Consider the following 26,254-nt stretch of genomic DNA (forward strand, 5'->3'; position numbering starts at 1 on the left):
ACCACGGTGACAGCGCCCGCAAGACATGGGCGGCGTCCAACGATTGCCGAGATCGCGTCGAGGTCAGGAGTCTCGTCTGGCGCGGTCTCGTACGCTCTCAATGGCCGTCCAGGCGTTTCGGATGAGACGCGAGCGCGCATCATCGCTATTGCAGAAGAGATTGGCTGGGTTCCGAGCAACGCCGCTCGTGCGTTGCGGGGTGGGGCGGCGTCGGCCATTGGCTTGGTGATTGCCAGGGAACCGTCGGATCTTGGCGTGGAACCGTTCTTCATGGCGTTCATCGCCGGAATCGAGCAAGTGCTATCAGAGCACGGCTTCGCGCTCATGCTTCAGGTGACTGCTCGTAAGGAGCAGGAGTTGGCCACCTACCGCAACTGGTGGTCAGCACGTCGGGTCGACGGGATCATTCTGACCGACCTGAAGGTCGATGACGAGCGTCTTGCCTTGCTTGCCGGCATTGGCCTTCCTGCAGTGGTCGTGGGGGATCCCGCCTATGCGAATGGTGCCACTACGGTGTGGAGCGACGACGCCCACGCCGCGCAGGCGGCTGTCGAAAGACTGTCTCGATTGGGTCATACACGCATCGCGCACGTCGCCGGGCCCGCGCAGTTTGCGCATACCCGTGTGCGTAGCGAGGCGATGAGGCGAGAGTGCCATGAGCGCGGAATGGCGATGCTGGGCGAAATCAACACGGACTACAGCCTCGCCGCAGGAACGCAAGCGTGCGAAGATCTGCTCTCTCTCCCTGAACCTCCCACCGCGATCGTGTTCGACAATGACGTAACGGCGCTCGCCGGCTTGCGGGTGGCGCGGTCCGCTGGCCTGAGGGTGCCCGACGATCTTTCGATCCTGGCGTGGGACGACTCTCCCTTGTGTGAGATTTCGGAGCCGCCGCTGAGCGCGTTGAGACGGGATGTGCCGTCGTACGGCGCAAGTGCCGCCACCGTGCTTCTTCATCTGATTCAGCACGGCGAGGCGGTGTCGGTGCGCGCCGACTCCGCACAGCTGGTGGAGCGCGGCAGTCTCGCGCAAGCACGCCCGTAGGAAGCGCCTCCCGCTCGCAAGTCACAATTCGGCAACGATCAACCTCCCAAGACTTAATCGATTGACCAGGACCGTCTTAATCGTTAAAGTCCTGAGTGTCGCACTCGCGACCCGCCGCAGCGTCGCTGCGGGCGTCGAGCACGTAACAGAGGAAGATCAATGAGGATTCGCACAGTCACCGCCATGGCGGCAATGACCGGACTCACTCTCGCGATCGCTGGCTGCAGTGGCAGCGACGACGGGACCAACACCCCAGCGCCCGACTCCACGGGCGGCCAAGCGTCGGAAATCACCGGTGACATCACCGTGCTGACCCAACGCACCGACATCGTCGACACGATATTCGCCGACTACAAGACGCAGTTCGAAGAGCTCTATCCAGGCGTCAACGTCACGTTTGAAGCGATCACCGACTACGAGGGTGAAGTGACCACCCGCATGAGCACGGACGACTACGGCGACGTCCTGCTGATCCCCAACTCCGTCAAGGCGAGCGACCTTCCCGACTTCTTTGAGCCGCTGGGAACAGTGGAGGAACTGTCACAGACCTACCGGTTCATTACGACCGAACAGAACTACGACGGTCTGTCGTACGGAATCGCCATCACCGGCAACGCGAGCGGGCTCGTTTACAACAAGAGGGTGTGGGACGAAGCCGGTGTGTCCGAACTGCCGACCACGCCAGAAGAGTTCATCGCGGCATTGCAAATGATCAAGGACAACACCGATGCAATTCCGCTATACACCAACTACGCCGACGGGTGGCCGCTCACGCAGTGGGAATCCAACCGGTGTGAGATCACTGCGAACCCCAACTGCGTCAACGAGCTCGCCGAGACCGACGCCCCATGGACAGAGGGCAGCGATCACTACGTGATCGATTCGCTCATCTACGACGCGGTCGCTGCCGGACTCACCGAGCCGGACCCGACCACCACCAACTGGGAACAGTCAAAGGGTGACCTCGGCGACGGCACCATCGCGACGATGGCGCTTGGCTCGTGGGCAATCGTGCAGATGCAGGACGCTGCGACGGACGCCGCCGACATTGGGTACTTGCCGTTTCCCGTCCAGGTCGATGGCGCTTTCCACTCCGTCATCTCGGGAGACTACAAGAACGCGATCAATGTGAACTCGGACAATAAGGCCGCTGCGAGGGCATGGATTGACTGGTTCGCGGACGAGTCCGGCTATGCCACCGACCAGGGAGGAATCGCTCCTCGTATCGACGGTCCAACGCCTGATACGTTGGCCGACTTTGCAGCCGCCGACGTCCAGTACATCGAACTCACTCCCGCTCCCGAAGGCAAAGAAAGCCTCGTGAACGACATCGATCAGGCGGGCGAGATCGGCCTGTGGGCCCCCGACTACCGCCAACGCATCGTGGACGCTGCGCGCGGCGCCAGGGACGAGTCCAAACAGGACATCTTCGATGACCTGAACTCGCGTTGGGCCTCGGCCCGAGCTCAGGTAGCCGGCTAGTTCGACCAGGGCCGTCCCGCTCCTCCTTACATCGGAGGAGCGGGACGGCTCCGACCGCTCGAGACAACGTCCACCGGCCCACCTCGGAGTCGCCATGCCCACTTCACTGAAGACCGCACCGCGCTCGGCGAAGCGCCGCATCAGCGTGCCGCGGTCCATCGTTCCTTGGCTGTTTCTCGCCGTGCCCCTTGCCCTGCTCATCACGTTCACCTTCATCCCGGTGGCGAACATGTTCTGGTACTCGTTCACATCGTGGAACGGCATCAGCAAAGACAAAGACGTCGTGGGCCTCAGCAACTACATCGATCTCTTCACGCGACCGGAACTGTTCAGGGTCTTCTTCGTCAGCCTCTACTACTTCGCTGCGTCATTTGTACAGATGGCATTGGCGCTGTACTTCGCGACCATCCTGTCGTTCAGCACCAGGTTCAGGAACCTCTTCAAAGGCATTCTGTTTTTCCCGTACCTCATCAATGGTGTCGCCATCGGCTTCACCTTTCTCTACTTCTTCCGTCCGGGGGGAACCCTTGACGCTGGTTTGGAGCTGCTCGGCTTGGGAGACCACCAACAGTTCTGGCTGGGCAATCCCGACATCATCAACTTCTCGCTGGCAGGCACGTCCGTATGGCGCTACATGGGCCTCAACTTCGTGCTGTTTCTTGGTGCCATCCAGTCCGTGAGCCCTTCGCTGTACGAAGCGGCGGAGCTTGACGGAGCGGGGAGGTGGGCCCAATTCCGCTACATCATCTTGCCGAGCATCAAGCCCATCGTGAGCCTGTCCTTCATCCTGGCGATCTCCGGCAGCCTTGCGGTCTTTGAGATCCCGTACATCATGACGGGCGGCGCCAATGGCTCCAAGACCTTCGTGATTCAGACCATTGACATGGCCTTCGAGTATCGCAAGGTGGGGCTCGCGTCTGCCATGGCCGTGGTGCTGCTCTTCATCGTCCTGCTCATCACCTGGATCCAACGCCGCATCGTGCCCGACGAGAAAGTGAACCTGACCTGATGCGCTACGTCTACGACACCGCAAAGTACGTCACGCTCGTCGTTGCCTCGATCGTGACCCTGATGCCGTTGGTCACGATTGTCATGGCGTCCTTCAAGACGGCGCGAGAGTTTCAGACGACCGGCCCGTTCACCCTTCCTGAGAACTTCGACTTCGAAAACTACGTGACCGCGTTCACCAGTGGCCGGATGGCCCAGGGGTTCATGAACACGATGATCATCCTGCTGGTCTCCATCACGGGCACGGTGATCATTGGCGCCATGACCGCCTACGCGCTTGATCGCTTCGATTTTCGACTGAAGAAGGTCGTCGTCGGAGCGTTCCTCCTCGCCGTGCTGGTGCCGGCTGTGACCACGCAGGTGGCGACGTTCCAAGTAGTCAACTACCTCGGCTTGTACAACTCCCGGTGGGCGGCGATCGTGCTATTCCTGGGCACAGACATCGTGTCGATCTACATCTTCCTCCAGTTCATCCGAGCCATTCCGCGGGAACTGGACGAGGCGGCCACGCTGGAGGGAGCGGGACATCTGCGGATCTTCTGGCAGATCATCTTTCCGCTGCTCAAGCCGGCGATAGCCACCGTCGTCATTATCAAGGGGTTCGCCGCCTACAACGAGTTCTACATTCCGTTTCTGTACATGCCGTCCAGTGACCTGGGGGTCATCTCCACGTCGCTATTCAGGTTCACGGGTCCGTTTGGTGCGCACTGGGAGGTGATCGCAGCCGGCGTCATGATCGTGATTGTGCCGACGCTCCTGATCTTCCTGCTGCTACAGCGGTACATCTACAACGGCTTTACCCAAGGAGCAGCGAAGTGACCCACAGCCCCGTCCTGTCCACGCGTGCAGAGAACTCCGGCACCCGCACTCCACTCTCGGCCTGGACGCTGTCTCTTGGCGCTCAGAGGGACGCCGCTCCCCCCGCCGTCCTCTCTGCGCTAGCCGACGGCATCGTCGTCGTCGTGCCAGGCAGTGTGCTTGGCGCGCTCGTGGAGCGCTCACTGGTGCGGGACGTCACCCTCGATGGGACCGAAGAAGAGTTGGCGTGGCATTCCGAGTGCTCGTGGCACTACACCGCGTCAGTTCCGAGACAGCGAGACGGGACGCACGTGCGACTGGTGTTCGACGGCGTCGACACTGTGGCCACGATTCGCGTGGACGGTCAGGTGCGCGCGAAGACCGATGACATGTTCCATCGGTGGGTGATTGACCTCGGTGCGGATGACAGGGACGGTGCGTGGGAAGTTGACGTCGAGTTCATCCCCGCCCTTGCCGTGGCGCAACAGGCCGAGGCCGCACATCCGCTTCCGCGCGCAGACATGTATGAGCTGCCGTACAACCAGGTACGCAAGATGGCCTGTTCCTTCGGATGGGATTGGGGACCCACCACCATCACGTGCGGACTGTGGCGCGACGTCGTCGTCGAGCGTCACGGCGCCGCGCGGATCGACAAGTGCTTCCTCGATGGAGGCTGGTCCGAAACCGGAATGCTCCACGGGTCGGTTCAGATCGACGGTCCCGCTTCGTACCTGACCGTCACCGTTGCCGACAATCACGGCGCCACCGTCGCAGAGGCGCGGGTCGACGTGGCGGGGAGCAGCGCCGACTTCGTGCTCTCCGTGCCCCAAGCTGTCCCGTGGAATGTCAGGGGAAGGGGCGATCAGCCGCTCTACAGCGTCGGCGTCGTGTTGGTTGATGGCTCGGGGGGCGTCGTGGATCGTCTTGAGCGTCGCGTCGGTTTTCGCGACATCACGGTTGCGCAAGCAGCTGATCCACATGGCAACGAATTTGCGGTGCGGGTCAATGGCCAGCGTGTGTGGGCGCGCGGCTTCAACTGGATTCCTGCCGATGTGTTGCCGGAGCGAGTCACTCGCGAGCGTGTGAGGTCGCTGCTTGCGGACGTCGTAGCCACGGGAGCAAACATGCTGAGGGTCTGGGGAGGCGGAGTGGTGGAGTCCGACGACTTCTACGACGCTTGCGATGAGTTCGGCCTGCTGGTGTGGCAAGACTTCTCCTTCGCGTGTGCTGCCTATGCGGAAGACGACGCCCAAGCCGCGCGGGTCACGCGCGAGGTAGAAGACGCCGTGCGCCGCGTCGGGCATCATCCGGCGCTTGCCCTTTGGTGCGGTTGCAACGAGAACCTGTGGGGCTACGAAGACTGGGGCTGGAAGGAGAAGCTTGGCGAAGGCGGCGCTTGGGGCGCCCGTCTCTACCACGACGTGATTCCTGCGGCGCTGGCGGCCATCGACCCGCGTCGGCCCTATATTCCAGGGTCCCCTTTTTCGCCAGATATGGCAGACCATCCCAACGACCCACGATCGGGCACCACTCACCACTGGGACATGTGGAACGAGCTTGACTACGGCGAGTTCGAAAAGAAGAAATCACGCTTTGCTTCAGAATTCGGCTGGCAGGCTCCTTGTGCGTGGCCGACGCTTCTCGAGGCGTTGGGCGGCCCGCCGACGGGAGGAGACGACCCCCGAATCGTGCGTCTCCAGAAGGCGTTCCAGGGGACGGAAAGCCTCCAGCGAGGAGTCGAGGCGCATCTGGGTCACTTGCCTACTCATGGGCCGCACTGGCACGCCGCGGCGCAGATCGTGCAAGCGCGCGCCTTGCGCACCTCGATCGGGCACTTCAGGAGCATGCATGACAGTTGTTCTGGTGCGCTGTGGTGGCAGTTCGATGACTGTTGGCCCGCCCTGTCTTGGTCCGTTGTCGACGTCGCCGGACGTCGCAAGCTCGCGTGGTACGCGGCTGCCGAGGTCATGGCGGACAGAGTGATTCTCCCTACGGCGGTGGGGTCGCCAGAAGGGTTCACGCTCGTCAATGACACCGCACACCCGTGGGAAACCGAGATTGTCTGGCGCGCAGTCGATGAGTCCGGGATCGTGCTAAGTGAGTTGCACAGCAATGCCCGCGTTCCAGCGGACGGCCACCTCGTTCTTGACGGCCCGACGCCGGAGGCTGCGATTGCCGTCGTCGCCGACGCGGCTGGTTTGCGTGCCGTCAAGTGGCTTCGCGACGATGCGGAGTTGCCGGTGGCACCCACGCGCGTTGACGTCAGCGTGGACGCAACGCAATCCCCAGAAGGCCGCGTCGTCGTCAAGGTCGAAGCAGGCGACATGGTCAGGGATCTCTCGCTCCTCGCGGAGAGGCTGCCTGCTCTCACGGATGCCGTGGTGGACCGGCAACTGCGAACGCTGCTACCGGGTGAGGTCGCGGCTTTCTGCGTTTCTGGTAGCGGGGTCGCAGATATCTCGGCGCTTGAGTGGAGTTCAGTGCTTGCCGCATCCACGGTGCTGAACAGCACGGTGGAAGACTGCTGATGCCGTATTGGGACATGAACCTCGAGCACCTCGAGTCGTTCAGGCCCGGTCTCGAAGCCCCTTCGGACTTCGATGAGCGCTGGTACCAGACGCTCACGGAAGCGCGACAGCACGATCCAGACGTGCAACTGCACCGCAGTCCCGCACCGATGACCTTGATTGACGTCTACGACGTCACGTTCAGTGGATTTGGCGGAGACCCGGTGCGGGCTTGGTTATTGCGACCTCACGGCGTCACCGCCGATCTTCCGCTCGTCATCGAATACAACGGTTACGGCGGCGGTCGCGGTCTCGCTCACGAGCGGCTCCTCTGGGCGGCCGCCGGATACGCGTACCTCCTAATGGATTCACGAGGACAGGGTTCTGCATGGGGCAGTGGGGGAGACACGGCTGACGCTTCGGGTGGAGGCGATGCAGGAGCGCCTGCTCTGCCCGGATTCATGACCCGCGGCATTCTCGACTTCGACACCTACTATTTCCGGCGCCTGATTACCGATGCGGTTCGGGCGATTGATGCCGCAGCCCACATCCCTGGCATCGATCAGAGCCGGATCGCGGTGACTGGCGCTAGCCAAGGAGGTGGTCTTGCCATCGCCGCTGCGGGACTCGCTCCCGGAGTATCCGCCGCGTTGGTAGACGTGCCGTTCCTCTGTCACATCGAACGAGGTATCGCCATCGCCGACCAGGACCCCTATCAGGAGGTCGCCCGCTACCTGGCGGTGCACCGCCTGCACCACGCTGCCATCATGCGCACCCTGTCCTATGTCGATGGAGTCCACCATGCGAAGCGGGCGCACATGCCCGCGCTGTTTTCCGCCGGGCTGCGCGACGACGTATGCCCTCCTTCGACGGTCTACGCCGCATATCACTCGTGGATTGGACCCGCCCGCATGGTGCCCTACCCCTACAATTCCCATGAGGGGGGCCAGGCCTATCAGCAACGTGAGCAGGCCAGTTTTCTACGAGAGGTTTGGGGTGGACGTGAATAGGCCAGGCAACGCAGAGTTTCGTGCCCACCAACGTGCGGATCTCTTGCGTTTCGCCGCCGCGTCGGCCGTACCAGACGGCTTCGGCTGGCTTGACAACGGGGGTCGCGTCGACCCGAAACGTCCCACCCACCTGTGGATTACTTGCCGCATGACTCACGTGGCCGCCTTGGGCGCCCTCGCTAACGAGAACCCGCTCCCTGACGGCCCGGAAGTGGCCCGGTTGGCGGAGTTGGCCGCACATGGCGTGGAGTCCCTGCGATCAGGAGCCTTGCACGACACGTTGCACGGAGGATGGCGGGCCGCCGTCAAGGACGGAACGGTGGTGGATGGCACCAAGCAGGCGTACGGTCACGCGTTCGTCATTCTCGCAGCCTCCTCCGCGGTGGCGGCAGGCGTTGCCGGCGCAGGGGAGTTGCTAGAAGAGGCACTTGCCGTATCGGGTGCTCGGTTCTGGGATGAGGTCCAAGGACTCTCGGTCGACGTGTGGGACGAGTCGTGGGCACAGTGCGACGTCTACCGCGGAATCAACGCAAACATGCACACCGTCGAGGCGTACTTGGCGGCGGGTGACATCACGGGCGACGCGCTTTGGCACGCCAGGGCCGGTCGCATCGCGGGGCGAGTTGCCGCGTGGGCCAGCCAACACGACTGGCGCATCCCGGAACACTTCACACGCACATGGGTTCCTATGCTCGAACACAACGTCGATCGCCCAGCAGATCCCTTCCAGCCATACGGCGCCACCGTCGGTCACGGGCTTGAGTGGGCACGCCTACTGATTGCCACAGAAGCGACCCTTGGTAGTTCAGGCGCTTCGGGGCTCCGCGAAGCTGCTGTCGCCTTGTACGAACGTGCGGTGTCCGACGGCTGGGAGGCGGATGGCGCCGAGGGTTTCGTGTACACGACCGACTGGCATGGGGCGCCCGTCGTCACCGAAAGAATGCACTGGGTACTTGCCGAGGCCATCAACACATCCGTGGCGTTGGGCCGGGTGACGGGAGAGGACCGGTATACACGCGATCTCGAGCGCTGGTGGGCCTACGCCAACGCTTACCTAATCGATTCTGTCGGCGGCTCGTGGCGTCACGAACTCGACTCAAGCAATCTGCCGAGCGCCACTGTGTGGCACGGCAAACCGGATGTCTACCACGCGTACCAAGCGGCGCTCATGGAGGACGTGCCGCTCACGCCCTCATTCGCACGCGCTCTTGCCGACAAGGGTGGCGTCGTGTGACCGCCTTTGCCTTCCTGAGCGACCAGGCAACCCGCGCGGGCGGCCACCGATTGCGCTGTGAGTAACGCTCGCCAAGACGCCGCAGGCCCTGACGGTGCGATCACCGAGATCAACCCGCAGCGGCCCCTGAAGTCGCTCCTGCGTCTGTATCGAGGAGAGCGCACCAACCTAGGTATCGCCACGGTTGCCTTTGCGGTCAAGCATTCGCCCGTCTGGATTACGCCGTTCATGACAGCGATCATCATTGATGCCGTCGTCACTCATGACACGCTGTTCAACCTGCTGTGGCCCGCAGGAGTGATGGTTCTCGCGATCGGTCAGAATTATCCGGCATCGCTGGTCTACGTGAAGCGACAAAGTGTGGCGGTGCGCAACGTCGAAGCGGCGCTCAGGAGGTCTCTCACCAGAAGGTTGCAGGAACTGTCGATTGGCTTTCATCGGCGCACCAGCGCTGGCGTCCTCCAGGCCAAGGTCATCCGCGACGTCGAAACCACCGTGGAGGCGTCGCGGCAGTCGCTCGATACCGGACTCGGTGCCGCGACAACGTTGGTGGGAGCCGTCGTCTTGACCGCCGTCAGGGTGCCGGAGTTTCTGCCCGTCTATGCGCTTGCCGTGCCCGCGGCCGCGGCGCTATTGGCGCTGAGCAGGAAACGCATGCAACAGCGCAACGCGGATTTCCGATCGCACATGGAGCACATGTCCGTCCGAGTCGCCGAGATGGCGCACCTGATACCTATCACGAGGGCGCACGCGTCTGAGGACATCCAGACGGCCAGGGTGGATGACGCCGTGGTGGGAGTCCGCTCGGCTGGCATGAGGCTCGACATGGTGAACGGTCGCTTCGGTGCGCTGTCATGGGTTGGCTTTCAGTCACTCACGATCGGCTGCCTCATCGGCGCCGCATGGCTGTCATGGAGTGGCATGTGGGGCGTGACGGCAGGAGACGTCGTCATGCTCTCCAGCTACTTCGTGCAGTTGACGGGGTCGGTCACGGCCCTCCTGCTCATCGCGCCAATCTTGGCCCGCGGAATCGAATCCGTGCGATCTATCGGCGAGGTGCTGGTTGCCGACGATATCGAGCGCAATGCGGGCAAGCCGGTCGTTCAGTCGATCACGGGTCAAATCGACCTTGAGGGCCTCAGGATCGAGTATCCCGACGCGGACGACGAAGTGGCTCTCGACCACGTGAGTCTCAGTATTGCCCCTGGCCAAACCGTCGCATTTGTGGGTCCATCAGGTTCGGGGAAATCCACCCTGTTGAACGCCGTGATCGGTTTTGTGACGCCTGCCAGTGGTCGGGTGTTGGTGGATCACCACGATCTGCAGTCTGTGGACATGCGTTCCATTCGCAAGCACGTGGCCGTGGTGCCTCAAGAGGCCCTGCTGTTCGAAGGGAGCGTTCGGGACAACGTGACCTACGGGAGTTCCGCACTCACTGACAGCGACGTGGTTGACGCCCTCAAGGGAGCCCAGGCATGGGAATTTGTCTCTTCGATAGGCGGGCTTGACGCGACGATTGGCGAGAGAGGCGCACGACTTTCAGGGGGGCAGCGGCAGAGAATCACGATTGCACGCGCCCTCGTGCGGGACCCCAAGATCCTTCTGCTCGACGAGGCGACATCCGCCCTCGATAGTGAGTCTGAGCGGCTCGTTCAATTGGCGTTGCAGCGTCTGATGGAGGGCCGCACAACGCTTGTTGTCGCCCATCGACTGTCGACCATCCGCGCCGCGCATCGCATTGTGGTGCTCGATAAGGGGCGGATCCTCGAAACCGGTACTCACACAGAACTCCTCGACGCGAACGGTTGGTACGCGGCAATGCACCGAGCCTAGCCACGCCAACAAGCCCCGCCGCGATAGTGTCGAGGTATGAGCGTTCGGATTGCGCCGTCGATTCTGGCAGCAGACTTTGCCAACTTGGAGCGCGACATCCGCGAGGTTGTCAGCGCAGACCTGCTCCACGTCGATGTCATGGACGGGCATTTTGTGCCTAACCTGACCATCGGCGTGCCCGTGGTGAGGCGCCTTGCCGAGGTGTCCCCACTCCCGCTCGACGTCCACCTGATGATCGAGGATCCCGACCACTGGGCGCCGCGCTACGCCGAGTTGGGTGCCACGTCTGTGACGTTCCACAGCGAGGCCGCCAAGAAGCCGCGCCAGATCGCGACCGACATCAAGTCGAGCGGCGCGAGGGCATCTGTGGCAATCAAGCCGGACACCCCGGCCGAAGCTGTGATGGAGTTGCTCGGCGTGGTGGACATGGTGCTGGTCATGACTGTCGAGCCTGGGTTTGGCGGCCAGTCCTTCATGCCGGAGACGCTGGCGAAACTCACGGCGTTGAGGGCCGCGGCAGTCGAAGCAGGCACCGAACTGTGGCTCCAGGTCGACGGGGGAATCACCACCGACACCGCTCCTGCGGCTGTGGCTGCCGGCGCCGATACCCTTGTGGCTGGCTCCGCAGTCTTTGGCGCCTCGGATCGGGCACGCGCGGTGCAAGCTCTACGCGACGTGTGTCAGCTGTAACGATGACTGGACCTGTGGACGATGCGCAGGCGATGGACCTCGCGGTCTCGCTCGCGTCATTGGGGCCCGCCCACGGGCCCAACCCCAGAGTCGGCGCGGTGATCACCCGTCCAGACGGTCGCATCATCGGCGAGGGTTTTCACCGCGGCGCAGGCACCGCACATGCGGAGGTTGCCGCGATGGAGACCGCCAGGGGAGCGGGGGAGGACCTCACCGGGGCCACGGCGTACGTCACGCTCGAGCCGTGCAACCATACGGGCCGCACTGGGCCCTGTGCCGATGCGTTGACCAATGCTGGAGTGGCGAGGGTGGTGTACGCCGTCGCGGATCCGAATCCAGAGGCTGGTGGCGGGGCGACCACGCTGCGCCAGCGGGGCATCGACGTAGAGCTCGTGCCGCACCAGGGGGCGACAGACCTCAACGCTCGCTGGTTTGCTTCGATACACCTGGGCAGGCCCTACGTGATCGCCAAGTGGGCGCAAACGCTCGATGGCAGGATCGCCGCGGCCGATGGCTCAAGCCTCTGGATCACCGGTGAGGAGGCGCGCGACCATGCCCACCACACCCGTGCCGACGTCGACGCGGTGCTTGTCGGCACCGGAACTGTCATCGCCGATAACCCGAGACTGTCGGCACGGCCCGCTGGGGTGCCGACGGCCCACCAGCCCCTTCGCGCGGTCATGGGGCTCACCGAAACCCCTCACGCGAAGGTGTGGCGCGACGACAATGCCATTCACCTTGCGACGCGGAGCCCTCAAGAGGCGTTGGATGCGCTGGCCTCTCGCGAGGTGCGCACCGTCGTGGTCGAGGGTGGTGCACAAGTGTTGACCGCGTTCTTGCGCGCCGGGTTGGTAGACGAACTGAACGTGTACATCGCACCAGCCTTGCTCGGTTCAGGAGCGGCCGCTATCGGCGACGTGGGAATCGGGACCATGGCCGACGCGTTGAGGGGTGAGGACGTGACCGTCACCGGTCTCGGTGTAGATTGCCTGGTCACGGCCAAGGTCACGAAGGGAATGTGATGTTCACCGGCATCGTTGAGTCGGTCGGCACCGTCACCTCGGTCGAGGATGGCGGCGCGACAGCGCGACTCACCATCGTCTCACCAGGTCTCGGCAACGACCTTGTCCATGGCGAGTCCATCGCGGTCAATGGCGTGTGCCTCACGGTCGCCCACGTCGATGACGGCGGGTGGACAGCCGACATGATGCGGATCACCTTGGAGACCTCCGGTTTGGGCAGCCTCACCGCAGGTGCCCGGGTCAATCTCGAGCGCGCCATGCAGGCCACCGGGCGCCTGGGCGGTCACATCATGCAGGGGCATGTGGACGGCGTAGCGACCTTGGTAGCGCGCGACTCGCAACCTCAGTGGGATGACCTCACCTTCGCCATGCCGCAGGAACTGCTCCGTTACGTCGTTCGCAAGGGGTCGATCGCGCTGAACGGTGTCTCGCTGACTGTCGCTGAATTGGTCGATGACCGGGTCACCGTGTCGCTCATCCCCACGACTCTCACGGATACCACGTTTGGTGAATTTGCAGTGGGCGACGTTGCCAATGTCGAGGTCGACGTCATCGCGAAGTATGTGGAGCGGATGATGGGCGTTCAGCCGTGACGGACGCCGCGATCGACCTGGTGGAAAGGGCGCTCGCCGACCTCAAGCTGGGAAAGCCAGTGCTCGTCTGCGACTCGCATGATCGTGAGGACGAGGCGGACTTCATCATGTCGGCGCAGCGCGTGACAGCCGAGTGGGTTGCCTGGGGGATCAGGCACTCGAGCGGGTACCTGTGCGCTCCCATGCCGAGTTCCAAGGCAGACGATCTCAACCTGCCGTTGATGGTTCCCAACAGCCAAGACCCCCGTCGTACGGCCTACACCGTTTCTGTTGACGCCGCGTCGGGCGTCAGTACTGGTATCTCTGCCGTCGACAGGCACCACACTCTGCAGGTGTTGGCCAGCGCGAACGCCAGCCCGGAAGACTTCATTCGCCCCGGGCATGTCTTGCCCCTACGCGCCGTGGCAGGCGGAGTCCTGCATCGCCCCGGGCACACAGAGGCTGCCGTGGACCTCTGCCGTCTCGCCGGTCTCGAGCCCGTCGCGGCGATCGCGGAACTTGTCAACGACGACGGCACGATGATGCGTCAGGGAGATGCTTCCGCCCTCGCCTCCAAAGAGGGGCTCACCCTCATGACCATCGCCGACCTCATCCACTATCGGCGTACCAAGAAGGACCTCCCCCTCACGATCGAGCCGCAACCGCATCGCGTGCTCTTCGAAGGCGAGGCCCGGCTCCCCACCGCTCACGGCGAGTTCACTGTGAAGGCCTACCGTGATGCCCGCACGGGTCACGAGCACGTGGCGCTGTACAAAGAGCCGACCGGCGCGGAGCTGCCCATTGTGCGTGTTCACTCCGAATGTCTGACGGGCGACGCCTTCTCCTCGCACCGCTGCGATTGTGGACCTCAACTCGATGCTGCACTTGACCGCGTGGGTGCGGAGGGCGGCGCTGTGGTGTACCTCACCGGCCACGAGGGCCGGGGCATCGGCATCGTCTCCAAGATCCAGGCCTATGCGCTTCAAGACGCGGGCCGGGACACGGTCGACGCGAATGTCGAACTGGGCCTGCCCGTCGACCGGCGCGAGTACGGGGCGGCGGCAGCCATCCTCACGGACCTGGGGCTGCATCAGGTGCGGCTGCTGACGAACAATCCCGCGAAGGTCGAGGGCCTGCGGGCCTCCGGCATCGACGTCGCCGAGCGCGTACCTCACCAGGTGGGCGAGCACCCGGAGAACGAGAAGTACCGGCGCACTAAGGTGGAGCGCATGGGACACCTGACAGGAGAGACCGCGTGAGCGGTCACGGTGCACCGATCATCGACGTGGACGGAGCCGGCAAGACCGTCGACATCGTGGCGTCTTTGTGGCACACCGAGGTCATGGACGGCCTCGTCGGGGGCGCACTTCGCGCTGTCGAGGCCGCGGGAGCAACGGCGCGCGTCGTGCGAGTTCCCGGCGCCTTTGAGCTGCCTGTCGTTGCCGAGAAGCTGGCGCGCTCCGGCTCCGACGTGATTGTCTGTCTTGGCGTGGTCGTGCGTGGCGACACTCCGCACTTTGACTACGTGTGCGACGCGGTGACCAGGGGTCTGACGGATGTGGCGCGCACTCACGCAGTCGCCGTCGGGTTCGGTGTGTTGACCACGGACGACGACGCACAGGCGCTTGCCCGCGCAGGCCTGGAGGGCTCTCGCGAGGACAAGGGAGGCGAGGCGGTCGAGGCCGCGCTTGCGACCGCGGCGGTCCTGGCTTCGATTGAGGGGTAGCGGGAACCCGCCATGTGAGCGGAGTCCTCGCCGTGTTCAGCAGCGTGCGTCGCGCCAGTCCTACTAGGCTTGCCGCGTGACTTCCTTCAACGAACTCTTCGACACCCTTTCAGCACGTGCGATCCAACGCCCAGACGGCTCAGGGACCGTCGCCCTGCTCGACAAGGGAGTGCACGCCATCGGAAAGAAGCTGGTTGAGGAGGCGGCGGAATCCTGGATGGCCGCCGAGTTCCAGTCCGATGCCGAGACGGCAGAGGAAATCTCGCAGTTGCTGTATCACGCACAAGTCATGATGATCGCCAAGGGTCTGACCCTTGCCGACATTGAGAAGTATCTGTAGGGGGCGGCCATGCTACGTATCGCGGTTCCCAACAAGGGCTCCTTGTCAGAACCGGCAGTGTCGCTCCTGGTCGAGGCCGGCTACAAGCAGCGGCGTGACCCTCGTGAGCTGGTGCTGACCGACGCGCGCAACGACGTCGAATTCTTCTTCCTCAGGCCAAGGGACGTGGCCGTGTACGTCGGTTCTGGCACGGTCGAGGCTGGAATCACCGGCAGGGACCTGCTCCTGGACTCAGGTGCGGCGGCCACCGAGATCCTTGAGTTGGGCTTCGGCGCGTCCACCTTCCGCTATGCCGCGCCCTCCGGTGAGATCACGAACATCTCGCAACTGGCGGGCAAGCGTGTCGCCACGTCATACGAGCACTTGGTCGATACCCACTTGCGGTCCTTTGGCGTCGAGGCGGACGTGGTACGCCTCGACGGAGCGGTCGAATCGTCAGTGCGCTTGGGAGTGGCCGATGCCGTTGCTGACGTGGTGTCGACAGGCACCACGCTCAAGGCCGCAGGGCTTGAGGTCTTTGGCGAGCCGCTGCTGAAGTCAGAGGCGATCCTGGTGCGCGCCAACTCGGTCCCTGACGCCGACGTCGCGGTCTTGGCCGCGCGACTGCGGGGCGTCCTCATGGCACGCCAGTACGTCTTGATGGACTACGACGTGCCTGCCGACAAGCTCGAAGAGGCCGTGAAGATCACACCCGGCTTCGAGGCTCCCACCGTCACGCCGTTGCACGGTTCCGATTGGCTGGCGGTGCGCGTCATGGTGCCCCGCACGGAGATGAACCACGTGATGGACGCCCTCTACGCCGCGGGCGCGAGGGCGATTCTCACCACGGAACTGTTGGCGGTCAGGGTGTAGATGGCGATCGATCCGGCCGAGCGGCTGCTCAACCTGATCATCGCCCTGACACACGCCAGGGTGCGTATGACGCGCGCCCAGATTCGCGCGACCGTGGTGGGCTACGAGGCCTCAGACGCTCACCTCGCACCGGACGAGGCGCGACGCCGCGAGGCGGCCTTCGAGCGGATGTTCGAGCGCGACAAGGACGAGCTCAGGCGCATGGGCATCCCCTTGCGCACCGTTGTCGATCCCACCCACGGCGACGAGATTGGGTACAAGATCGACGCGTCAGACGCGGCAATGCCGGGGATCGACTTCACCTCGGCGGAGGCCGCCGCCCTCGCCCTCGCTGCCGAGTACTGGCAAGGCGCGACGCTGGGACCAGATGCAAACCAGGGCCTCACCAAGATCGCGTCGGCGACCTCGGCCGCGCCGCGCACGCCTCTTACGCTCGGGGCGCGCGCGTCGTCAACGTCAGACGCCACCGCCACCATCGTGGAGGCCCGCGCCCGGCGCCTTGCCGTCACCTTTGACTACACGTCAGCGAGCGCTGGGCTCAGCACCAGGACAGTGGAGCCTTGGCAGATCATCCTGCGTGCAGGGGCGGAGTATCTGTATGCGTACGACCGCGACAGAGCGCAGCCGCGCACCTTTCGCCTGGGCCGCATTCACGGCAAGGTCACCACGGTGGGCAAGGAGGGGGACTACACGATCCCTCAGCCGCTACCCGAGCCGTCGTGGGGTGACACCGGTACAGCCCAGACCGCCGTCGTCGGGCTGCGCCCCGAGGCCGGCCACACCATCAGGCGCAGGGGCAACGTCGTGGGAACGGAGGGCGACTGGGACCTCGTCGAGGTGCAATACCGACACGCAGACGCCATCAAGGACGAGGTGCTCGCGCTGGCCGGTCGGGCGCGCGTCGTGGAGCCTCGACCTCTTGCACAGTCCGTCTCTCAGGAGGCCGAGGCGGCGCTTCGCGTCGCGGAACTGTCCAGTACCGAGACGGGCGGGGGAGGGGATCGTGGCTGAACGCACTGCGCCCCGCGTGACGCGACTGCTCGGCATCGTGACGTATCTCGAGCGCCAAGGCGAGGCGACCGTAGAAGAACTGGCCGAGCACTTCGGTGTGACGCCCACCCAAGTGCGCCGCGACATCGAACTTCTCTGGGTCTCCGGGGTGCCCGGTCACGCGCCTCAAGACCTCATCGACTTTGACGGCTGGGCGTTCGACGAGGGCGTGATCAGGCTGACCAATTCCCAGGGCGTCGGTCAGGTGCGGCTGTCGCCCCGTGAGGGAGTCGCGCTCATTGGCGCACTGTCGGCAGTAGTGGCAGGGGGCGTGGCTCCAGAGGCTGCTCACACGGCGCTGTCCAAGCTCGTGGAGGCCGTGGGCGACAAGGACGCCGTGCGCTCGGTGACCACAGGGAGTGTTGACCCTGACGTTGCCTCCACGCTCCGCGACGCCATCGACGCGCACGTCGTGGTCGAACTGGGATACGCCGATGCCAACGACAACCGCACGTCTCGTGTGATCGAACCGCACCGGATCGTGGTCATCGACGGCACTCCGTACGTCGAGTGCTACTGCAGAAGAGCGGAGGACTACCGCACGTTGCGGGTGGACCGGATCATCTCCGCCGCGATAGGCACTGACCCTGTCAGCGCCCCAGCGAGCGAAACATCCGGCTTCTCGCTCGTTCCTCACTTTGAGGCCGTGGTCGTTGCCGACGCGCACGCCCGCTGGCTGCTTGAGTCGTTCCCAGGGGTTGCAATTGAAGAGGCGGCCGGAGCCGTGACGGCTCGGTTTGGAGTGGCGGACGTGGCGGCGATCGCTGGCCGGTTGTTGACGATCGGCTCGGCGCTCACCTCCGTCGACCCGCAACCCCTGGCAAGCGAACTCGCGCGGCAAGCGAGGGCCGTGCTGGCGGCGCAGGGATAGACTGGTCCTCACCCGAGTCTGAAGAGGTACTTTTCATGGGCGCATTGCGCGGATGGCACATCGTCGTCCTGTTGATTGTGGTGTTGTTGCTGTTTGGCGCGCCGCGGCTTCCTGAACTGGCACGCAGCATCGGCAAGTCGCTGCGCATCCTGAAGGACGAGACGAAGGCGTTGACGTCAGACGACGATCCCAAGGACGCCACAGCGGCGGACGGGGACGCGGACGAGCCCCCCGCCAAGGATGAGTCGAACGACAAGTAGGAGGGCGCGCCGCACCCCCGATGCGCGCATGCCCCTACGAGACCACTTGGTTGAGCTCCGCAACCGCATCATCTATTCGGTCATCGGCGTCGCCGTGGCGGCAATCGGCGGCTGGTTCCTCTTCGATCCCGCCTTCGAGGCGCTTCAGCGGCCACTCATCGAGGCCGCGTCCGACGCAGACGCGATCGTCTCCGTCAACTTCGCCGGACTCGCAACGGCGCTCGACATGCACTTCAAGGTTGCCTTCTTTCTGGGGCTCATCCTGAGCTCTCCGTGGTGGCTGTACCAAGTGTGGGCGTATGTGGCGCCGGGGCTGACGGGCAAGGAGCGGCGCTACACCGTCGGCTTCCTTGCGGCCGCCGTGCCGCTGTTTCTTACCGGCGTCGTCGCCGCATGGTTCGTTTTCCCGCACGCCGTGACAATCCTCACCGACTTCCGCCCGGACGGCACTCAGCAACTGCTCGACGCCGAGCTCTATCTCACGTTCGCCATGCGCCTCCTCATCGCCTTTGGGCTCGCCTTCGTCTTTCCCGTCGTGATGGTGGCGCTCACATGGGTAGGTATCGTTCCGTGGAGGGTGTGGCTCAAGGGGTGGCGATGGGCAGTCCTCCTCATCTTCACGTTCGCCGCCGCGATGACGCCCACGCCGGACGCCATCACGATGATCGCTATGGCAATTCCGATGGTTGGCCTGTACTTTGGCGCCATCGGCATCGGCGCCCTCAGGGCTCGACAACGCGCAAAGGAGCGTGAGTGAGCAAGGTAGGAGTCATCACGAATCCGACCTCCGGATCCGGCAGGGGGCGGGCCTGGGGCCAAGAGACACTCGCGTTGCTCGCGGCCAAGGGCCATCAGGTCAACGATCTGTCGCGAGGGTCCTGGCCTGCGTCCTATGAGGCCGCCATGAGGGCCAGGCGACACCTTGACGCCCTCGTGGTGGTCGGCGGCGACGGCATGGTCCACCTGGGTCTCCAGGTCTGCGCCGAGAGGAAACTTCCCCTCGGCATCGTGGCGGCTGGCTCGGGCAACGACGCCGCGATCACCCTTGACCTGCCCATCCACCACATTCCTGAAGCGGTGGAGCGCATCGAGCGAGGTCTCCAAGGTGAGGTCGCCACGATCGACTTGGGAAAGCTCTCCGGCGGCCGTGTTGAACTGCCAGCCTCACCACGCTACTTCGTTGCAGTGCTGTCTGCTGGCATCGATGCGGCCATCGCGGGTTACGCACGCCGGATCACGTTCCCGCGTGGCCCGGCCAAGTACAAGCTGGCAACGTTGCGCGAACTGCCCCGCTACAGCCCTTACGGCGTGACGGTCACGGTGGACGGCACCACGTGGACTCAGCCGTGCACGCTCGTGGCGGTCGCAAACTCGCCCGTCTTTGGGGGAGGGCTGAAGATCTCGCCCATGTCATCAGTGACGGACGGCATGCTCGAGTTCGTGATCACCGAAGCCCTCAGCAGGCGGGACATCCTGCGCATGTTCCCGCAGCTCTACGACGGATCGCACATTCACGATCCGCGCGTGCGCGTCATGCAGGCGCGCAAGGTCACCATCTCTCAAGCGGTCGATGGAGCGCCGATGCCGCCCGCCTTCGCCGACGGTGAACTGGTCGGCGGCGAGCCGCTCACGATCGAGGTGGCGCCCAAGGCGCTGCACGTCCTTGGAGCGCGTCCGCGTTAGATTGGCGAGGTGACAAGCCCAGCCGAACGCTACGCAGCCTCACGGCGCAAGCGACGCACCCCCGAGGTTCTTGCCTTTGAGGAGTCCTTGCCGTTCCCGCTCGACGACTTTCAGCGGGAGGGTTGCGAGGCGGTGGCGGAGGGCCACTCGGTGCTGGTGGCAGCACCCACCGGCGCTGGCAAGACGGTGGTGGGGGAGTTCGCTGTCGCGCACGCCCAGCAGCGGGGGCTCAAGGCCTACTACACGACGCCGATCAAGGCGCTCAGCAACCAGAAGTTCGGCGATCTGCGCGCTGCCTACGGCCCCGACAAGGTGGGACTACTCACGGGCGACACCTCGATCAACCCCCACGCCGACATCGTCGTGATGACCACCGAGGTGCTCCGCAACATGATCTACGCGGACTCCCGTGACCTCGACAACCTCGGCGTGGTGGTGCTCGACGAGGTGCACTACCTCGCGGACCGCTTTCGCGGCTCCGTGTGGGAAGAGGTGATCGTCCATGCGGGCGCCGCCACCGCCCTGGTGGCGCTGTCTGCCACCGTGTCAAACGCAGAGGAGTTTGGGGCTTGGCTGACAGAGGTGAGAGGCGACACCAGGGTCATCGTCTCCGAGACGCGACCCGTGCCCCTGTGGCCTCACGTCCTGTTGCGCGAGGGCATGTTCGATCTGTACGCGCCAGGGACTGACCCCACGGACCCCGCCACTGCGGCCCAACTCAATCCGGAGATCGACGCCATCGTCAAGAGATCTCGCCAACTTGAACACTTCGGGACGCCCGGCAGGAGCGGTTACCGCGGCAGGGGAAGGCCCGGCGGCAAACCGCGCCGTAGCCCGCCCCGCTTCGCCGTGGTCGATCAACTGGATGCCCAGGGGCTGTTGCCCGCGATCGTCTTCGTGTTCTCGAGGGCCGGTTGCGAGGACGCCGTTGAGCAGGTGCGCCATGGCGGCATCGTGCTCACCACGGAGGAGCAACGCGAGCGCATCCGCCAGATTGTTGACACGCGTTGCGCAGGGCTCGCCCCTGAGGATCTTGGCGCGCTCGGCTTTGCGGCGTGGCGCGACCATCTCGAGGCTGGGCTCGCGGCGCACCACGCGGGACTCATCCCACTGTTCAAGGAAGTGGTGGAGGAGCTCTTCGCCGCCGGTCTCATCAAGGTGGTGTATGCCACCGAGACGCTCGCGCTTGGCATCAACATGCCAGCCCGGTCTGTGGTGCTCGAGAAGCTCGTGAAGTGGGACGGCCAGGGCCATAAGGACCTGACGGCGGGGGAGTACACCCAACTCACGGGACGTGCTGGACGACGGGGAATCGATATTGAGGGGCACGCCGTCGTGATCGAGCACCCCGGCTTCGATGCCCACCAGTTGGGACGGTTGGCTTCCCGGCGTACGTACCCGCTGATCTCCTCCTTCCAGCCCAACTACAACATGACCATCAACCTGGTGGCCACCTCAGGCGTTGAGCGAGCCCGCCAGGTGCTCGAGATGTCCTTCGCCCAATTCCAGGCGGATCAGTCGGTAGTGGGTTCCGCAAGACGAGTTCGCGAACTCGATGCGTCGTTGCAGGGCTTCCGGGAGGCCATGGAGTGCGACAAGGGCGACTTCCACGAGTACGCGGCCTTGCGCGAACGCCTCAATAGGGCGGAGAAGAAGACGGCGAAGGCGGCTAGCGCCGCCCGAAAGCAGGCGACCGCCGCCCAGCTGAGTTCGCTGGCTCGAGGGGACCTGGTGCGCATCGGCGGGGGCCGGCGCAGCGGATACGGCGTGGTGGTCCAGACCGATGATGACGTGCGCGCGCCACGACCGAGCGTGGTAAGCGACGGGGGCAGGCTCCTGAGGCTGTCCCTGGCCGATCTCCACGCCGGGCTCGACGTCGTCGGCAAGATGTCGCTGCCACGCAACTTCCAGCCGAAAGACCCTCGCGCCCGCAAGGAGCTCGGTTTCCGCGTGGCCGACGAGGGTCGCAGCATGCACAAGGCCGCACGGGCAGCGCGCGCCCCTGCGGAGCAGCCCCGCACGGAGCTCGACGGCGTCCGCCATGCGATGCGCTCGCACCCGTGCCATCACTGCCAGGATCGGGAGGACCACGCTCGCTGGGCCGAGCGCTACTTTCGTACGTTGCGAGACAAGGATCGCCTGACAGGCGAGATTTCGCGGGCAACAGGCTCCATCGCCGCAGTCTTTGACCGCCGTTGCGACGTGCTCAAGGAGTTGGGGTACCTCGAGGGCGGGGGAGAGGACCTCAGCGTGAGCCCCGCAGGGGGGATGCTGCGCACCCTGTACGCCGAGAACGACCTGGTGATCGCCGAGTGCCTGCGCCTTGGCGCGTGGGACGCGCTGCACCCCCCGGCACTTGCCGCCGCCGTGTCTACGCTGCTGTACTCGGCTCGCCGTGACGATGGCGAGTACACCCCACGCATTCCAGGCGGGTCCCAAGGGGTGCTCGGGCAGGCGTTGCGCGAGACCCAGCGCATCTGGACCCGGTTGGACGACATGCATACCGACCACCGTTTGCCCGCTCTGCCGCCACCGCATTGGGGGCTCGTGCGTTCGATACACGGATGGGCTCAAGGCAAGGGGCTGGATGCGGTACTCGACGGCACCGCGATAGCGCCAGGTGACATGGTGCGGTGGTGCAAGCAGGTCATCGACGCGCTCGATCAGATAGCGCAAGTCGCACCGTCATCGACCACAAGCGAGCGGGCCGCCACCGCCATCCGGGCCATGCGTCGGGGTGTCGTGGCGTACTGAGGCGAACACGTACGATAGTTCGGTGTCCACAGCGCGCCGAGTGACTCTTGCAGGTGCTGGTGGCGTGGCTCTCTTTCTGGCCTTCCCCGACGTTGGTTTGTGGATCCTCGCTCCCGTTGCCATGGGCATGCTCTACGTGGCGCTGCGAGATGCCCCCACGCGCGTCGGCTTTGGCGTGGGATGGGTCTTCGGCATGGCGTTCTTCTTGCCGCACCTGTGGTGGGCGTTCGTGGCCGTCTCCTGGATACCTTGGGTGGCACTTGCCGCAGCCCAAGCGCTGGCGAGCGCTCTGGTCGGCGCCCTCACGGCGCGCATGACGCGCAATCGCATCTGGGAACGTTTCCTGTGGATCGAGCCCATCGCCTTCGCACTGCTGTGGGTCGGGGCAGAGCAGTTGCGCTCTTCTCAGCCTTTTGGGGGGTTTCCATGGGGTCGGCTGGCGTTTGGCGTGGCCGATTCTCCCTTGGCTCGGGTGGCCTGGCTTGGGGGAGCGCCGCTGGTCTCTCTGGCGGTGGCGCTCCTGGGCGCCATCCTCGGCGTGGGATTCTTCGCGCTCAGGGAACGACGCATCGTCCAGGGCCTTGCCGCGCCCGTCGCGGTGATTGCCCTCACACTGCTGCCCTTCGGCTTGCCGCTCGACGGTCGCGCGCAGACCGGCGAGCTCACCGTGGCGTGGGCCCAGGGAAACCTTGCGAACGAGGGCCTTGACTCGTTTGCGCGTGCGCGCGAGGTCGCCACGAATCACCGCGATGCAACCCTCGCGCTAGCGGGCGAGTACCCCGACGCCGCTGTCGACCTCATCATCTGGCCCGAGAGCGCCTCAGACATTGACCCTCGCTTCGACGCGCAGACCGGCGCCGCTGTTACGGAGGCAGCCAGGGCGTTCGACGCGCCATTGCTGCTCGGCACCAACGACTACAGCCCGGACGATGGGCGATACAACACGTCGCTCGTGTGGCTTCCCAGCGGCGAGGCTCTCCCTGGAGCCGAGTATCACAAGCAACGGCCGGCCGCGTTCGCCGAATACATCCCCTTGAGGTCCTTCGCCAGGATGGTCTCCAAGGAGGTCGACCGCGTACAAACTGAGGTCATCCCGGGGGAGGGCCCCGCGAGGATCGACGTGCCCATCGAGTCCCTTGACCGCGATGTGATTGTCGGCCCCATCATTTGTTTCGAGGTCGCGTACGACTGGCTCCCGCGACAGGCCGTGCGGGAAGGCGCAGAGTTTCTCGCGGTGCAGACGAACAACGCGACCTTCGGCGTCACGGCCGAGAGCACCCAGCAGCTCGCCATGTCACGCTTGAGGGCGATCGAGATGGGGCGTTCCACGTTCCAGGTATCGACGGTCGGCGTGAGCGCCGTCATCTCGCCGACGGGCCGCGTGATCGACAGGGCCGAACTCTTCACGAGGGATGCGGGCATCGCCACTGTCCCGCTGAGAACAAGTCTGACCCCAGCGGCGCACTGGGGTGGCCCCATCGCCCTAGCGCTCGAGCTTCTCGCGGGAGTGGTCGCCTTGGGGGCGCTCTTGACAGGATCTGCCAGGAGGGACGATAGATGAGGACCGTTATCATCATTCCCACCTACAATGAGATCGAGTCATTGCCGCGCCAGGTGGATGGCGTTCGCGCGATCGCGCCCGACGTCGACATCGTCGTGGTCGACGACGGCTCTCCCGACGGAACGGGGGAGTGGGCAGACGCGCGCGCCGCCACGGACGATCGCGTCTTTGTCATCCATCGCACGGCGAAACAGGGCCTGGGTGCCGCTTACCTCGCCGCCTTTTCATGGGCACTGGAGCGCGGCTACGACGTGGTAGTCGAGATGGACGCCGACGGCTCCCACCGGCCGGAAGACCTGCCAGGCATTCTTGAGCGGTCCGACGCGTACGACCTGGTCATTGGCTCACGATGGGTACCGGGCGGCAGGGTCGTGAATTGGCCGTCGCATCGCAAGCTCCTGTCCACGAGCGCGAACCGTTATGTCAGGTTGGCGCTTGGCGTGCCCATCCAGGACGCGACGGCTGGCTTTCGCAGCTACCGCACCGCGTTGCTCCGGCAACTGGCGCTCGACCAGGTCGAGTCGCAAGGGTATTGCTTCCAGGTGGACATGGCGTGGCGCGTGCTGCGTGCGGGCGGAACCGTCAATGAGGTCCCCATCACGTTCGTCGAACGCGATGCAGGCGCGTCGAAAATGAGCGGCGCCATCGTGCGCGAAGCGCTCGTCAAGGTGACGTGGTGGGGCATTCAAAGGCTGTGGGGCGGTCGACGGACCGCCCACCACGACGGAGACTAGCCCCGGCGGCTTGCCCGCAGGACGTCAAGGCGCTCCTGGAGGAGTTCTTCAAGCTCTGCGATGGTGCGGCGCTCAAGAAGCATGTCCCAGTGGGTGCGCTGGTGACGCACCTCTCGCGGCTCGGGACTTTCGCCGTCACGAAGCAACGCGAGGGAACCGCAATGGCATTCCCAGGACAATGGCACGTCCGCCTCTGCGGCGAAGGGAAAGACAAGCACGTGCCCTTGAGGACAGTCGTAGTGGACCTCGTGGCGTTCCGCGAGATCCATGCCGGTGGTGCGTTCCATGCTCTGGGTTCCCAGACGCATGCCGCGCAATGCACGATCGGCCATGTTGAGCCTCCTTCAGGCGGGTTTGTGACCCGTACCTCAAGGAACGTCCGATGTGGCTCGAATGTTCCATGCCAATCCGGTGCGCCTGACGGACAGCGCCGGGTCGCGACGACGAGGAGGTGCACCGGCAGTTTTCGGCCTCTTCCAGGTCACAGGGTCAAACGCCGATAATGTACATTATGTCAGATACGGTTCTGAGGGTCTGAGACGGGCGCTCCCCCTCTGCGGAGTTGCGTGTGCGGCCGCGTCTATCAATCTGTCGACAGATTTGCCATGGCGACAGTGTCGGACAGCAGCGAGACCGTCTAGCTGACTGCGGCCTCGCGCAGCAACGCGCCGACGCTCTCCGCCCACATGCGCACATCGTCAAAGTCCCGAAAGTCACCCAACGGCGGGTCGAGCGCGCGGATGAGCGCGCGTTCACCAATGTTGAGTTTTTCTTGGTCGAGCGCCCCGGTGAACCGGCGGTGTTCGTGCGCGCCGATCGCCTCTGCGATACCGTACGCCTCATCCTTCGGCTGCCCTTCAACCACCACGGTTTCGATGCCCACGGAGAAGGTCCACACGTCGCGCGCCTTGAGCGCGTCGCGGTGCTCCTTGGCCATCGCGGACGCGTCGCGCCTCCACAGTCCCCCATAGACGGCCGAGCCTAGGATGACGGCGTCGTAGGGAGTGACGGTGCGAACATCGGCCGCATCCGAAAACTCCGCGTCGAAGCCTTGGTTCTCCAGGGTGCCGCAAATGGCCCTGGCAACCTCTCGCGAGGATCCATATTTGGACCCCACTGCAACGAGAACCTTCATGACGCACCTCCTGCCTGACATGGTCTCTCGTGTGTCTCGCACAGGCACATGCCAAAGGTCCTGTGGTCCCAGATCAACGTGGTCTACC

The 26,254-nt window shown here is 64.5% G+C and carries 25 protein-coding genes; 23 read left to right on the plus strand and 2 right to left on the minus strand.

Going from position 1 to position 26,254, the window contains the following annotated elements; all coding sequences use genetic code 11:
- Positions 1-6 precede the first annotated feature (6 nt).
- The 23 genes from QZZ33_RS02135 (at position 7) to QZZ33_RS02245 (ending at position 25,031) form a co-directional block, all read left to right on the plus strand.
- Entirely contained in the window at positions 7-1,044 is a 1,038-nt protein-coding gene (locus QZZ33_RS02135) for a LacI family DNA-binding transcriptional regulator (RefSeq protein WP_291377828.1), read from the plus strand.
- 159 nt (positions 1,045-1,203) lie between these two features.
- Entirely contained in the window at positions 1,204-2,526 is a 1,323-nt protein-coding gene (locus QZZ33_RS02140; RefSeq protein WP_291377829.1) for an ABC transporter substrate-binding protein, read from the plus strand.
- 94 nt (positions 2,527-2,620) lie between these two features.
- The gene (locus tag QZZ33_RS02145) at positions 2,621-3,535 is read left to right on the plus strand and encodes a sugar ABC transporter permease (RefSeq protein WP_291377830.1); all 915 of its coding nucleotides are present in this window, start codon (positions 2,621-2,623) and stop codon (positions 3,533-3,535) included.
- Positions 3,535-4,353 (plus strand): carbohydrate ABC transporter permease, encoded by an 819-nt coding sequence (locus QZZ33_RS02150; protein ID WP_291377831.1) that lies wholly within the window; start codon positions 3,535-3,537, stop codon positions 4,351-4,353. Before QZZ33_RS02145 ends, QZZ33_RS02150 begins: the two co-directional genes overlap by 1 nt.
- Positions 4,350-6,860 (plus strand): hypothetical protein, encoded by a 2,511-nt coding sequence (locus tag QZZ33_RS02155; protein WP_291377832.1) that lies wholly within the window; start codon positions 4,350-4,352, stop codon positions 6,858-6,860. The genes QZZ33_RS02150 and QZZ33_RS02155 overlap by 4 nt, the downstream gene beginning before the upstream one ends.
- Positions 6,860-7,849: an acetylxylan esterase gene (locus QZZ33_RS02160; protein ID WP_291377833.1), complete on the plus strand. Its 990-nt coding sequence runs from the start codon at positions 6,860-6,862 to the stop codon at positions 7,847-7,849. The genes QZZ33_RS02155 and QZZ33_RS02160 overlap by 1 nt, the downstream gene beginning before the upstream one ends.
- Positions 7,803-9,083 carry an AGE family epimerase/isomerase gene (locus QZZ33_RS02165; protein WP_291377834.1) on the plus strand — a complete coding sequence of 427 codons (1,281 nt, stop codon included), beginning with the start codon at positions 7,803-7,805 and terminating at the stop codon, positions 9,081-9,083. Before QZZ33_RS02160 ends, QZZ33_RS02165 begins: the two co-directional genes overlap by 47 nt.
- A gap of 57 nt (positions 9,084-9,140) precedes the next feature.
- Positions 9,141-10,916 (plus strand): ABC transporter ATP-binding protein, encoded by a 1,776-nt coding sequence (locus tag QZZ33_RS02170; RefSeq protein ID WP_291377835.1) that lies wholly within the window; start codon positions 9,141-9,143, stop codon positions 10,914-10,916.
- 36 nt (positions 10,917-10,952) lie between these two features.
- Positions 10,953-11,606 (plus strand): ribulose-phosphate 3-epimerase, encoded by a 654-nt coding sequence (gene rpe / locus QZZ33_RS02175; protein WP_291377836.1) that lies wholly within the window; start codon positions 10,953-10,955, stop codon positions 11,604-11,606.
- Positions 11,607-11,608: 2 nt separating this feature from the next.
- Positions 11,609-12,628 carry a bifunctional diaminohydroxyphosphoribosylaminopyrimidine deaminase/5-amino-6-(5-phosphoribosylamino)uracil reductase RibD gene (gene ribD / locus QZZ33_RS02180; RefSeq protein WP_291377837.1) on the plus strand — a complete coding sequence of 340 codons (1,020 nt, stop codon included), beginning with the start codon at positions 11,609-11,611 and terminating at the stop codon, positions 12,626-12,628.
- On the plus strand, positions 12,628-13,221 hold the full coding sequence (locus tag QZZ33_RS02185; protein ID WP_291377838.1) for a riboflavin synthase: 594 nt from the start codon (positions 12,628-12,630) through the stop codon (positions 13,219-13,221). Before ribD ends, QZZ33_RS02185 begins: the two co-directional genes overlap by 1 nt.
- Entirely contained in the window at positions 13,218-14,459 is a 1,242-nt protein-coding gene (ribA, locus tag QZZ33_RS02190) for a GTP cyclohydrolase II (RefSeq protein WP_291377839.1), read from the plus strand. The genes QZZ33_RS02185 and ribA overlap by 4 nt, the downstream gene beginning before the upstream one ends.
- A complete protein-coding gene (gene ribH, locus QZZ33_RS02195) occupies positions 14,456-14,926 on the plus strand; it encodes a 6,7-dimethyl-8-ribityllumazine synthase (protein ID WP_291377840.1) in 471 nt (156 codons plus the stop codon). Before ribA ends, ribH begins: the two co-directional genes overlap by 4 nt.
- Before the next feature lie 76 nt (positions 14,927-15,002).
- Positions 15,003-15,266, plus strand: coding sequence for a phosphoribosyl-ATP diphosphatase (locus tag QZZ33_RS02200; RefSeq protein WP_291377841.1), 264 nt, complete (start codon positions 15,003-15,005; stop codon positions 15,264-15,266).
- 9 nt (positions 15,267-15,275) lie between these two features.
- Entirely contained in the window at positions 15,276-16,118 is an 843-nt protein-coding gene (gene hisG / locus QZZ33_RS02205; RefSeq protein ID WP_291377842.1) for an ATP phosphoribosyltransferase, read from the plus strand.
- The gene (locus QZZ33_RS02210; RefSeq protein ID WP_291377843.1) at positions 16,119-17,129 is read left to right on the plus strand and encodes a WYL domain-containing protein; all 1,011 of its coding nucleotides are present in this window, start codon (positions 16,119-16,121) and stop codon (positions 17,127-17,129) included.
- Positions 17,122-18,039, plus strand: coding sequence for a WYL domain-containing protein (locus QZZ33_RS02215; protein ID WP_291377844.1), 918 nt, complete (start codon positions 17,122-17,124; stop codon positions 18,037-18,039). Before QZZ33_RS02210 ends, QZZ33_RS02215 begins: the two co-directional genes overlap by 8 nt.
- A gap of 35 nt (positions 18,040-18,074) precedes the next feature.
- Positions 18,075-18,299: a Sec-independent protein translocase subunit TatA gene (gene tatA, locus QZZ33_RS02220; RefSeq protein WP_291377845.1), complete on the plus strand. Its 225-nt coding sequence runs from the start codon at positions 18,075-18,077 to the stop codon at positions 18,297-18,299.
- Between the two features lie 28 nt (positions 18,300-18,327).
- Positions 18,328-19,056 carry a twin-arginine translocase subunit TatC gene (tatC, locus tag QZZ33_RS02225; RefSeq protein WP_291377846.1) on the plus strand — a complete coding sequence of 243 codons (729 nt, stop codon included), beginning with the start codon at positions 18,328-18,330 and terminating at the stop codon, positions 19,054-19,056.
- The gene (locus QZZ33_RS02230; RefSeq protein ID WP_291377847.1) at positions 19,053-19,982 is read left to right on the plus strand and encodes a diacylglycerol kinase family protein; all 930 of its coding nucleotides are present in this window, start codon (positions 19,053-19,055) and stop codon (positions 19,980-19,982) included. Before tatC ends, QZZ33_RS02230 begins: the two co-directional genes overlap by 4 nt.
- A 9-nt stretch (positions 19,983-19,991) precedes the next feature.
- Complete coding sequence (locus tag QZZ33_RS02235; RefSeq protein WP_291377848.1) at positions 19,992-22,736, plus strand: DEAD/DEAH box helicase; 2,745 nt, start codon at positions 19,992-19,994, stop codon at positions 22,734-22,736.
- A 22-nt stretch (positions 22,737-22,758) separates the two neighbouring features.
- Positions 22,759-24,297, plus strand: coding sequence for an apolipoprotein N-acyltransferase (lnt, locus tag QZZ33_RS02240; RefSeq protein ID WP_291377849.1), 1,539 nt, complete (start codon positions 22,759-22,761; stop codon positions 24,295-24,297).
- Complete coding sequence (locus QZZ33_RS02245) at positions 24,294-25,031, plus strand: polyprenol monophosphomannose synthase (RefSeq protein ID WP_291377850.1); 738 nt, start codon at positions 24,294-24,296, stop codon at positions 25,029-25,031. Before lnt ends, QZZ33_RS02245 begins: the two co-directional genes overlap by 4 nt.
- On the opposite strand, the gene QZZ33_RS02250 is transcribed toward QZZ33_RS02245, so the two are convergent.
- Positions 25,028-25,363 carry an RNA polymerase-binding protein RbpA gene (locus QZZ33_RS02250; RefSeq protein WP_291377851.1) on the minus strand — a complete coding sequence of 112 codons (336 nt, stop codon included), beginning with the start codon at positions 25,361-25,363 and terminating at the stop codon, positions 25,028-25,030. The two genes, QZZ33_RS02245 and QZZ33_RS02250, sit on opposite strands and share 4 nt — an antisense overlap.
- A gap of 305 nt (positions 25,364-25,668) precedes the next feature.
- Complete coding sequence (locus QZZ33_RS02255) at positions 25,669-26,166, minus strand: flavodoxin domain-containing protein (RefSeq protein ID WP_291377852.1); 498 nt, start codon at positions 26,164-26,166, stop codon at positions 25,669-25,671.
- Between the last annotated feature and the right edge of the window lie 88 nt (positions 26,167-26,254).

It is taken from the genome of Demequina sp., assembly GCF_016278775.1.
In the GTDB taxonomy this organism is placed as follows: Bacteria; Actinomycetota; Actinomycetes; order Actinomycetales; family Demequinaceae; genus Demequina.